Raw genomic sequence first — 12,319 nt, forward strand, 5'->3', positions numbered from 1 at the left:
AAGCCATTTCAAATTTCCCGCCTTTTGAAGCAGTAAATAAATACGTTGCTTTTCCGTTTTGAAATAGTAAATAATTAATGTTTTAGGCTAATCTTTACCGGTTTGTCTCTGTCACAGAATATCTCACCATTATTATATTCCAATTCAGCTACCTGTATCGAACTTCTTCTGGTTTCGAAATTGTCGATTCCTTTATTTTCAGGGATCCTTCCCGGATGTGTAAAATAGAAGATATAAGCCTTATTACCATTTACAATAACATCTGCATGTCCGCCGATTACTTTATCGTCTTCACCCGTTCCCGGAATTTGAAGAATGTTTTGCGCCTGTCTTTTCCAGTTTATAAAATCATCCGAAGAGAAAACAGCTAAGCCTTTCCACGGATCTGTAATCATCCAGTTTTTTCCTTTCCAGCTAAATATTTTCGGCCCCTCTCCTCTGTCTTTTACTACTTTTTTTCCGCTGTCTGTCCAATGATACAAATCTTTACTGTCGGCATAATAAATCGATTTTCCGTCATTTTCATTATTGTAGTACATACGCCAGTTTCCGTCAGGCAATTGAAAAACAGAAGCATCAATACAGCGTTCTGAAGCCAGTTTTAGTTGTGATTCGAATTTCCAGTCAATTAGATTTTTACTTGTCAAGTGCACAATATATCTCGGATGTTTCCAATCTTCAAAAATACCTGGAACAATTGTTAAGTACATGTGGTAGCTGTTCTTATGTTTAATGACTTCCGGAGCCCAATACGTAACATCCTTAATTGTATAACCAATATTGCAATTGGTTTTATATTTCCAATGTGCTCCGTCTGATGATTCGGCAATACCAATGGGAGTTCCATGTACCCAGCTTACTCCGTTTCCGCCAATGTTAGCCCTTCGGTTCGTATAAAACATCAGCCATTTTTTATCTTTTTTGCTCCAGATAATAGTTGGATCTGCAGCGCCATCAAATATGGGATCTCGATATAATGGTTTATCTGCAATTTCATTATTTACTTTTTGAGAAGCATTCTGGGCAAAAATGGGAAGGCAAAATAAGAGTTGTAAAAAAACTATTCTTTTGAAGTGAATGAGGTAAAATTTCATGGAATAAAATATGGTGGTTGCTTCAAATTTATTTATTTATTCTTCGAATAGTATCCTGTGCTATACTGTACTTTTACGGCATAAAAAGAAGATTTACAAAACTGTAAACCTTCTTTTTAAGAGATCATTACGATATTATTTTTCAATCATAATTTTAAGTGTTTTAGTAACTTCATCGGTAATTACTTTTAGAAGATATACACCCTGATTTTGATTCGGAATACTAATAGCAACATTTTGATCATTACGTGTAAGTTCAACTTCTTTTTTCATTACAACCTGTCCGGTAATACTAGAAATTACAACTGTAGCTTTAGAAGATTTAAAATCATTGAATCGAACATTAAATTGTCCCGAAGAAGGATTTGGATAAACCAAGACTTCTGCTTCCGAAACTTTTGATTTTTTAACTCCTAAATTAGAAATATCTTTTATGATAATATTAGGTGTAGGAACCGGAGCCATATCATAACCCAGAAAAAAAACTGGATGCGGAGGCTGATTGTAAGCTGAGTTTTGCCATGCAATTGCCGTACGATATTGAGGATCATGCATCAAAGTAGGAATTCGGTAATCTGTAGCAATATTAGTTGTAAAAAGAATCAAAGCGGTATTATCTGTGCGTCGAAGAATAATCTCTTCTCTCCAGTCACCTAAAATATCACCCGTAAGAGCCGGATTTTTTTTAGAATCATTATTGGAAGAAACCGGAGCTGCCTGATAAATAGTAAACAAACGGTTTAATGATTGTGTAGTAGGATTCCATTTGTCCATAATAGTACCGTCGAGCAATTCTCGGCCTAAATCTCCATCCCACCAAACAGCAGCATTTACAGCCTGACTCCCGTTAGTTGGTTTACTGGTCCCAATCTGACCATCCTGAACATTATATAAGCTACCTGAAGAACTCCACATTTCGTACCCTCTGTGGTTTTGATCGATATCTGCTGCCAGAGCGCGACCTACATCTCCTGTCGTAACATCTCCAAAAATCATTTTACCTGTTTTCGCATCGTTAAGCCTGATTCCGTAAGGACTATACTGACTTTCAGATTCCAGACATTGCCAGATTTCCTGACCGGGACGATCAGGATCCATATCCGACATATGAAGCGCATCTCCATGACCCTGACCGTACGTCCATAAACGTTTTCCATCATCATTTATAGCACTGGATCCGTTGATGATTTCATCTTTTCCGTCACCATCTACATCACCAATAGTCATTTGATGATTCCCCTGACTTGAAAGTGCATTATTAGCAGGATCGCTTGCGTCTTTACTATCGAAAATCCAGCGAAGTGTTAACTGTCCATCCCGCCAGTCATAAGCGGCACGCATTAATTTATCATAATATCCACGACCCACAATCAGGCTTGGGCGTGCACCATCCAAATAAGCCACTGCAGACACAAAACGATCCTGGCGGTTTCCATAAGTATCACCCCAATCTGCCGTATTGGCTCTTGCCGGCTGATATGCAACCGTTGCCATAGCTGCTCCTGTCAGACCATTAAAAACAGTTAAAAACTCAGGTCCCTGTTGTACCCATCCCCCTGAATTTCGATGATCTACAGTTTCATTACCAATCACAACTCCAGTTCCATCAATGGTTCCGTCTGCTGTTTTTAGAATTATTTCTGCTTTTCCGTCTCCATCAAAATCATAGACCATAAAGGGATTAAAGTGCGGACCGGCATTTACATTTTTACCTAAATTAATACGCCAAAGCAAAGTCCCATTCATTTTATAACAGTCGAAAATTTGTTCTCCCGAAAAACCTCCTCCATTATGATTCAATAAAGTAGGATCCCATTTTAAGAAAATTTCATATTCACCGTCTCCATCAACATCTCCAACGCTTGCATCGTTTGCCGTGTATGTATAAGCTGTACCATCCGGAATTGCACCTCCCGGCGGAATTTGCAATGGAATCGATAACTGGTTATTCGCCCATACTGAAACAGGAACTGTGGCACTTCCTTCCATACCGTTGACAATTGGCTTTATCGTATAACTACCATTAGTCGAAATGTTATCAATATAATTTGTTGAAGCTGTGATAGGAGTTTGATTAATTTTTACATTATCACGGTAAACATTAAAAGCAATGCCTGAAGGATCATTTCCTAACAATCGCCAGCTAATAAAAACCTCATTGGCAGATTTACGCAACGCAACAACTCCTCTGTTTAAAAACTCTACCTGTTTAGGAGTATTCACAACTGCATCAGGCAATGCCAATGTATTCAATCTGACATTTTCTCCATAAGTAGTACCACCATTAATCGCATAAGCTCTTGCATAATATAACGTAGCAGGTGTAAGACCCGTAATATTTACCGAAAAATTGCCTGTACCGGATGTACCGGCGATAATTTTGGTGTTGGCTACCGTTGGATTGATACTCGTACTGTAAACAATTCCTCTCTCTGTAATTGCTGTACCCCCATCAGAAATAATATTCCCCCCTGATTCTGCCGTTGTAGAAGTAAGATTTGTGACTGTATTTGTAGTTAAAACTGCGGGTGGCGGAGCGGGAACATAAGCTCTCACAATAGGAGTTACAATACCTCCTGTATTTGTTTTTGTGTAAACAACGTAGGGATATAAACTTCCTGCAGCAATTGTTAAGTTTCCAACCGGTTCATCAATTCCTCTTATTACTGTTGGATCTTTCATTTCTGTCCATGCTGTTGTACCAGCGGTCTGTTTGAATACACGGGCAGAATATGTAGGCGTACTGCTTACATTATCTATAAAAGAACAATAAAGATTCCCTGAAACGTCTTTAATTAAACTTAAACTTGGCGAATCTCTCGAAGCTATTCTTGTTGCAGAGTTCCATACTGCAGTAGTTTTATTGTACTCAATAGCTGTTGCCCTGTTTGAATCAGCTGTATTAAAATAGGCTATAACAGGGTTACCTGCCGAATTGATTGCCATACTCGTATGTCTGATACTGGCAGTAACTGTTGGAGTAATATAATTCCATGTTCCTCCGCTAAATTTATAAAAAGCCATTGTTCCCGTAGAAGTTGCAGCTGTTGTCAAACTGCAAAACACAAGCCAGGGCACATCTGCCTCATCTATTGCAAGGCTAACTCCTACCGCTATTTGTGCTGCATTTGTTGTAGTATTTAAGGGAATTGTACCTACCGTAACCCATGAAGTTCCGTCAAATTTTTTAACCGTTGGAGTTAAAGAAGTTCCTTCTCCAAAAGCAATATAAGGATTGTTATCCGAATCAAAAGCGAGTGAACATCCTGGTGTTGAACCATACTGTGAAACAGAATTGGTAACTGAACCAGTTGAAACGTAAAGATTATTAGCTTGACTATTTAATGGCTCCCAGGAATCAGTAGCGTCATTATATATTTTTACGGCTAATTTATTTCCATTTGCGGCATCCACGTAAGACACGAAAAATCGGTTGGTTTTATCCAGCAAAATTCTGGAAAAGTTCAGATTACCTCCAATATCATTACCGACTTGTTCCCAGTTTCCTGTTACAGTATTTCTTTTTTTTACCTTAACAACAGGCCCTGTTCCTTCCCTTAGAACTACATAAGGAACGTCATTCAAAACAGCAATAGAAGTATAACTACATGCAGCAGCAGATACCTGAGATTCATTACCTAAAATATTCCAATTTTGAGAAAAGGAATTCTGAGTTATTAAAAGATTATAAATTGTAAAAAGAATAATTTTATAAAAATTATTCCGAAAATGAATCCGAGCAGATTCAAAAAGTATTAGTTTTTTCATAATTGGTTGGTTAAAAGGTTAGTACTCCTAAAATTATCCGGTTAATTCTTTAACACCATCCTGCACTACCCTGCTAATTTTCTGTAAATTAGATTTTTAGCCTATATAACCTCCAGTAAAACAGAATCAATCACCTGAAAATCAATAAAATAATTTTTAAGCATTTATTTTGTTATAAAACCAATTAATGAATTATTTAATTCTCAATTTATTACCAATTGAATTAGAGTTTTTATAAAAATTCCCGGTTTGTTCTCAACTAAAGAATAAACCGGGAATCGAATGATTTCAAATATAATACTTACTCTAATTTTAATTACTTAGGTCTGTACGAAAAGGAGATGCTGGTAAGTTTTCAGCATTAAATAAATTAGGTTCGGGAACTGCTTTCCATGCAAAACGAACTGATTTAGGATTTTTTACCTTATCAGAAGAAACGACAATTGTTTTACCATCTATTTTGGCAACAGCCGGATAATAGGTTTTATCATCTCCTGCAATTTCAAATTCTTTTAAATTTTCATTTGTTTTTTTGAAGCCAGAATCAGCATAATTGAAAAACAACTGAATTTTATCTTTTTTGATTTTCATATGATTATATATAGGTCCTGAATATACCAATTTATCTTCGTTATATGTTTTTGCCAAAGCTATTAATGCCAATCTGTGTCCAACAGTTTGTTTGTCTATTGGGTGAATATTGTTGGTATCCCCCACATCAGTCGTAACTGCCATTCCGCTGTTTGGTATTTTTTTCAGTGATAATAATTGTGCTTCCCTAATCTCAGGTGTCTGTCCTTTATGAGGTGTGATCTGTACATAATAAAAAGGGAAATCGCCTTGTTTCCAGTCTTCTCTCCAGTTTTTTACCATTGCAGGAAATAAAGTCTGGTATAGTTTTGCCTTACCTGAATTGCTTTCTCCCTGATACCAGATTACACCTTTCATTCTGTAATTTATTAATGGATGCAGCATCGCATTATAAAGCACATACGAAGTTTTATTGGCTTCTTTTTTAGGTTTTTTAAGTTCTGTTTTTAAAACATTGCTGTTAGCCTGTTTTTCATTTCTTAAATTCAGATAATAGGTTTCTAGTTTTTCCTGATATGTTTTTTCGTTTTTAGCATCTTCTTCTAAAATGGTTAAAAAATCAGGATTTTCTTCCAGAACATTTTGAGAAGTCCAGGCTTCTGCTTTTGTACCGCCCCAAGAAGTGGAAATTAAACCGATTGGAACATTTAATTTTTGATATAACTCTCTTCCGTAAAAATAAGCAACTGCCGAAAACGTTTTTATTGTTTCAGGTGAACATGCTGCCCATCTTCCTGTAACATCGTCAAGCGGTTTTGGAGAAGCATTCGTTAAAACTGTAAACAATCTGATATTGGGAAAATTGGCATTTACAATTTCTTCTTCATAATTTTTAACCCCGGTTTTCCATGTACCTTCTTCTTTTCCGACAGGAAAATACATATTTGATTGTCCGGAACAAATCCAAACCTCACCAATAAGGATATTATTAAGTACAATTTTATTTGAGGCATTAATTGTTATGGAATATGCTTTTTCACTTGCTTGCGGAGTATCAACTGCAACTTTCCAGTTACCTTCTGGATCTGCAATAACTTCTGTTGAAGCATTTTGCCATCCTAACTGAATGTTTATTTTTTCGTTTGGAGATGCCCATCCCCATAAATTAACTTTTGCATTTTGCTGTAAAACCATATTATCACTTACCAAAGCAGGCAGTTTAACCTGAGCTTTTATAGAAAATGTCAGAGTTAAAAAAATAAAAGATAAAAACAGATTTCTCATGTAAATAATAGGTACTAGATTGTAAACTTTATCTTTTAAATATAAATAACTCAGACAGTATCGCTATCCTGTACTTTCCTGTCTATTAGAGATTACAAATAAAAAAAGAGCACAACAATGTTATGCCCTTTAAAATTAAAACCACTTAATTTTTAATTACTATTAAATTCCCAAACTATATTGAAAGATTTAAATTTCAAATTTATTTATTCAATCAATGATAAATACTGTTGTAACCTGCTTTCAAGGATAAAAAACCGTCTCAAAATTGAGACGGTTTAGAAAAAATATAACAGATATATTAATAACCAGGATTCTGCATTGCATCTTTTTCTGCTGCAGTTAAAGGTCTTCCATTCGCATATATTCCATCAAGAAAAGTTTGAGGAATAGGACGTAAGATGTGATAATCTTTAACGTTTGGATTAGCTTCAATATTATAAGCTTTTGCTCTTGCCACCAAAGTTTTAGTTCTGCTCAAATCCTGCCAGCGATGAAATTCCCCACAAAGTTCTCTTGTGCGTTCATTTAAAATTAGACATAACATTCTATCATAATCACTTGCATATCCTAATTTTGTAATTACAGCCATATCTTCTGCAGGCAATGCACTGGTACTGGTAATATTGAGACTGGTTGAAGCCGTTGTAACTGCAATATTATTAGACTCATAATATGAATTTTTAGGAATATATGAAATTGGGATACCAGCCTGACCAGCAGTTGTCCATGCTGCTGATCCATCTGCATATGCTGAACGGTCTTCACCAGCCTTATATGCACCACGGTTTCTGACTGCATTTATGTATGGCAAAGCATCAGCAAATGAAGCAGCACCTTGTTTTGCTAAACGTACTTTTGCTTCAGCAGCTAGTAAGTATGTATCTGCAGAACGTGCTAAAATAATATCTCTAGACCCTCTTTGACTTGTTAAATCGATTCTTGATCCATCCATATATTTGCTTAAAGACGGAAATCTCACATCGGCCATAAGACCTACATTATCTGCTGCATATTGCACATAAACGCTAGGAACTTTTTTTACAGCTCCTGGGATTAGAAAATCTGTATTTTTAGTCTTAGTAAAACGATTATCCGTTGGAGCATTCATTATATAGACAATACCTAAATCACCATTTACATAAGTAGTTCCAGACTGATTATTAACAATACTTTTTGTCTGAAAGCTTTTCCAAAAACGGGAATCATTAACTTTATCATATACATCATAAGTGTAATATGTTGGTGCCAGACGGCTAAATGGTCTTCCTCCTGCCAAATTACGTCTCATCTGAGGTAATTGATCGTACGTTGAAAGAAAATATAAATGCTGCCAGTTTGATCCGGTATTTAACTGACTTGAATTGAACTGCCCTGCTAAGATTATTTCTGATAATTTTTCATTTGGTCCATCAGGTGCGGTAAAATTCCATAAATCGACATAGTTGGGTGCTAAAGGGTGATGAGCAATAACTTCATCTGCCAGCGTAACTACTTTTTGTAAATCAGCTGTTTTTGTTGCTGAATTCCAGGAATCATTTATTTCACTGGCACGTGACAAGTAAGCCTTTGCTAAATAATGTGCAACTGCATCTTTTGTAATTTTAGCTGATCCACCTGCATTATCAAGCAAATCGTAAGCTTTAGTAAAATCATCAATAATTTGGGTAAATACCTCTTCAGCTGTAGCTCTGGTAAACTCAACTTCCACAGTAGTACTTAAATTTAATTTTATTGGTACACCTCCATACTGACTAACTAATTTCAAATAATTGAAAGCTCTTAAAAAATAACCCTCACCTAAAGCTCTTTTTTTGATAGCCGCATTGGTTGAAACAATATCTGTAGCGGATTCAATTAATTGATTCGCATTTCCTATTGCAACATACAGATTATCCCAATTGGTATTGGCTGCTACAGTATTTGCATTAGAAACTGTTACAAAAGAGTTTAATCCTGATGCATATGAATTCCAAATGTGATTAGAAGGATCTCCTCCTGCATGAAACTCATCAGTACCAGACTGAGTAGCTGTTAGTGGAACCTCTAATGCAAACTCTAATGCAAATGACTGATAATAAGTTCCGACTGCTAAAGCCTGAATACCTGCTTCGGTTTTGTAGTAATCTTTAGTATAGCCTGTCTCCAGCTTTTCATCCAGAAAATCATCACTGCAGGAACTACTAAGACCCAATGTAGTTACTAATAATAAATTAATATATAGTCTTTTATATTTTTTCATAATCATCATTATTAAATTTTAAATTTTATAGTTCAACATTTAAACCTAAAGTAAACCCTCTATTAGAAGCTGTTGACTGTGTATCCAAATCCATCCATTTTACTTTATTATAGATCATTCCCGGGTTCATAACCTGAATATAAAGTCTCAATTTTGAAACTCCGGCTTTTTCAGCCATCTCGTTTGTAAAATTATATCCTAGGGATATATTACGCACTTTTAAGAACGCACCATCACGATAACCTAAAATCGGAAAGAAAGAATCTCCTGTACCTGCAGAATAAATTGGTTTTTGATATTCAGCGTTAATATTGTTATCAGTGTAATAATCAATAGATCTCTGACTGCCTTTCGCTCCTTCATTTTCACCACCTGTATTATAAAGATATCCCATACGGCCATAAACAAAGAATGATAATTCGACATTTTTATATCTAAATGTATTCGTTAAACCGGCAATATATTTAGGATCTGCACTACCGATTATGACACGGTCGTTATTAGCATCAATTTTATAATCTCCGTTTTGATCTACCGGTCGTGCGTTACCAAATGAAAATGCAGCTCCATTAGCATTGAATTTAGCCATTTCTGCTGCATCTTCGGGTTTCCATATTCCGTTAGAAGCATATCCGTAAATTACATTTTGTGGCTGACCTATAAATAAATTATTGTTGATGTCATCGAATTTACCATTCGCTAATGTTACAATTCTGCTTTGCTGATAAGAAGCACTCAAATTTGAACTCCACTCAAAATCCTTTGCTTTCACATTTATAGTATTTAATGTAAGCTCTACACCTTCACCTTCTGTCTCTCCAACATTTTCAAATGTATCTCTATAACCTGTAGGTGTAGGAACACTTCTTTTCAATAATAAATCTGTAGTATCACTAGTGTAGTATTCCAGAGTCCCTGATATTCTACTATTTACAAAAGAAAAGTCAATACCATAGTTAATCTGTTTTGTTTTTTCCCATCCTAAAGCTGGATTTCCTAAAGTGGCATTGTTTACTATACCAGAACCATTAGGATAAACAATACCAGCTAATGGTGGTTGTGTAGAGTAAGGATCAACAGCAGCGTTACCGGTAACTCCAAAACCTACCCTGAGCTTTAACTGATCTATCCATGAAACGTCACTTAAAAAGCTCTCCTGATTCATGTTCCAGGCTAATGAAGCACTTGGAAAGAAATCCCATTTGTTTCCATTTGCTAATTGTGATGCACCATCATAACGCCCCGATGCCGTTAGCAAATATTTATTGTCATAACCATAAGTTATCCTTCCCATATAAGATAACAAACCAGATTCAATTAAGTTACTCGAATAGTTACTAAGGGTTACGTTCGCGGGATTCAAAGCATTCCATTTATTTTGAGGATTTTTAACATCGTTTGCAGCCATCATACTATCTTCATATTCATATCCTGTTTTACTTTGTAAAAAAGTAAGCCCCAAATCGTGTTTACCAATTGTCTTATTGTAATAAAGAAGATTATCCAATGTATACGATATTGTCTGTGCCTTTATTAACGATGCATAACTTGTTCCTGAACGTGCGGCAGATCTCGCATCTAAAAATACCCCATTACGATATGAGGTTATATCTGGACCAAAATTTAATCTATATTTTAAACCTCCCAAAACAGGAATAAGTTTCCCTAAATCTACTTGAGCATACAAACTACCAAAAGCTCGTAATGTTACGCGTTGATCCTGAGAGTATTTATCCTCATCAATAACGGTTCTAATAGTATTATCTCCTCCTGGATTATCAATTCTGTTACCATTACTGTCGTAAGGAACTGCATACGGAAGATTAAGACGTGCTGAATTATATATTCCTGTAGTAGAACTTACAGCTGATCTTCCGATGTTTGATTGCCCATATTCATTTATGCTATAACTCGTATTTAGATTAGCCCCCATTGAAAACCAATCTGTTGCCGTAATATCTACATTTGCAACCCCATTGTAACGTTTATACCCCTGTCCTTTTAGCACTCCTGTACTTCCTGTATAACCAAATGAGCCATACGCTTTCATTTTTTCAGTTCCTCCGCTAACAGCTAAGGTATGCTGTTGCGTAACCCCTGTGCGGGTGACAAACTTTGCCCAGTCTGTTGTTGCCACTTTGGAACCATCCCATGTACCGCCTTCCCATCCTTTCGCAATGTTTGCCCAGGCAGAAGGATCTGCTGACTTTAAGAAAATCAATTCATCATTAGCAATTGTTGGTGCATCACCTTTTGGGAAAGCTGATGGATTTGAATAATATCTTGCCCATCTACGGAAATCAATATATTCACCTGCTGACATCATCGGAGCATTTTCATGAATTTCTTCTGTAGTAACTGCAGTGTTGTAGTTTAATGAAAATCTGCCATTTTTTCCTTTTTTAGTAGTTACAATAATTACCCCGTTTGCTCCACGTGAACCATAAATTGCTGTTGCAGATGCGTCTTTTAACACATCAATAGACTCAATATCAGTAGGATTTAAAAAGTCAATTCCTCCTGCATTGGAATCACTGACATCATTTACTGATTTACCTAATGCACCCGCCAATGGTTTAGAATTATTGATTGGTACTCCGTCAACTACGTATAGAGGAGAGTTTGAAGCGGAAATTGAACGTGCCCCACGTATAGTTACCTTACCTACTGTACCAGGACGTTCATTTGATGTAATATCAACCCCTGCAGCTTTTCCCTGCATTGCCTGAACAGCATTTTGAACCGGCCTGGAATTTATTACCTCAGAACTTACGCTCACAATTGATCCTGTCAAATCTTTTTTCTTCTTTACACCATAACCTACTACAACAACTTCTTCTAGGGAATTATCTAACTCCTTCATTTCAATATTGTACACTCCGGCCTGAGTAATAACCTTCTCTTCTGTCTTAAAACCTATGAAGCTAAACACAAGGGTTGTTCCTGAAGAAACATTAATTGTATAGCTACCATCCAAGTCAGAACTCGTTCCTTTTTGAGTTCCCTTAATTAGTACATTCACACCAGGTATCGGAAGCCCCGTAGCGTCTTTAATAACCCCTTTTACCGTTGTATTCTGCGCATAACCGGATACATGTAGTAATGTAAATACTGTTATAGCCAACAGAAGGCTAAATTTGTTTTTCATAAAAGTTAAATTTGGTTAATTAATTAGTTAGTTATTTAATTTTTTTGCATTCTTGAAATTTACCTTATTATTTATGTAGGTTTATTTTTAAATTCTTACAAATAATTATTAATCATAAATAAACTATTAAATAAAATTACTAAGAAAAAACAATCAATTATGCAATCGATTACACAAATGTATTATTTTTTTTAATACCAAAAAAAAAGAGTTAAAATATTATGAAATTATAATCAAAAGATAAAAAATAAG

The 12,319-nt window shown here is 35.7% G+C and carries 5 protein-coding genes; all 5 read right to left on the reverse strand.

Annotated elements, in window-relative coordinates; all coding sequences use genetic code 11:
- Positions 1-74: 74 nt before the first annotated feature.
- Positions 75-1,094 carry a family 43 glycosylhydrolase gene (locus K8B81_RS02105; RefSeq protein ID WP_223678564.1) on the reverse strand — a complete coding sequence of 340 codons (1,020 nt, stop codon included), beginning with the start codon at positions 1,092-1,094 and terminating at the stop codon, positions 75-77.
- 135 nt (positions 1,095-1,229) lie between these two features.
- Positions 1,230-4,862, reverse strand: a complete 3,633-nt coding sequence (locus tag K8B81_RS02110; protein ID WP_223678565.1) for a rhamnogalacturonan lyase family protein — start codon at positions 4,860-4,862, stop codon at positions 1,230-1,232.
- 312 nt (positions 4,863-5,174) lie between these two features.
- Complete coding sequence (locus K8B81_RS02115) at positions 5,175-6,677, reverse strand: sialate O-acetylesterase (protein WP_223678566.1); 1,503 nt, start codon at positions 6,675-6,677, stop codon at positions 5,175-5,177.
- A gap of 301 nt (positions 6,678-6,978) precedes the next feature.
- The gene (locus tag K8B81_RS02120) at positions 6,979-8,919 is read right to left on the reverse strand and encodes a RagB/SusD family nutrient uptake outer membrane protein (protein ID WP_223678567.1); all 1,941 of its coding nucleotides are present in this window, start codon (positions 8,917-8,919) and stop codon (positions 6,979-6,981) included.
- A 25-nt stretch (positions 8,920-8,944) separates the two neighbouring features.
- Complete coding sequence (locus K8B81_RS02125) at positions 8,945-12,067, reverse strand: SusC/RagA family TonB-linked outer membrane protein (protein WP_223678568.1); 3,123 nt, start codon at positions 12,065-12,067, stop codon at positions 8,945-8,947.
- Between the last annotated feature and the right edge of the window lie 252 nt (positions 12,068-12,319).

This window comes from Flavobacterium hibisci (assembly GCF_020026925.1).
Taxonomy (GTDB): domain Bacteria; phylum Bacteroidota; class Bacteroidia; order Flavobacteriales; family Flavobacteriaceae; genus Flavobacterium; species Flavobacterium hibisci.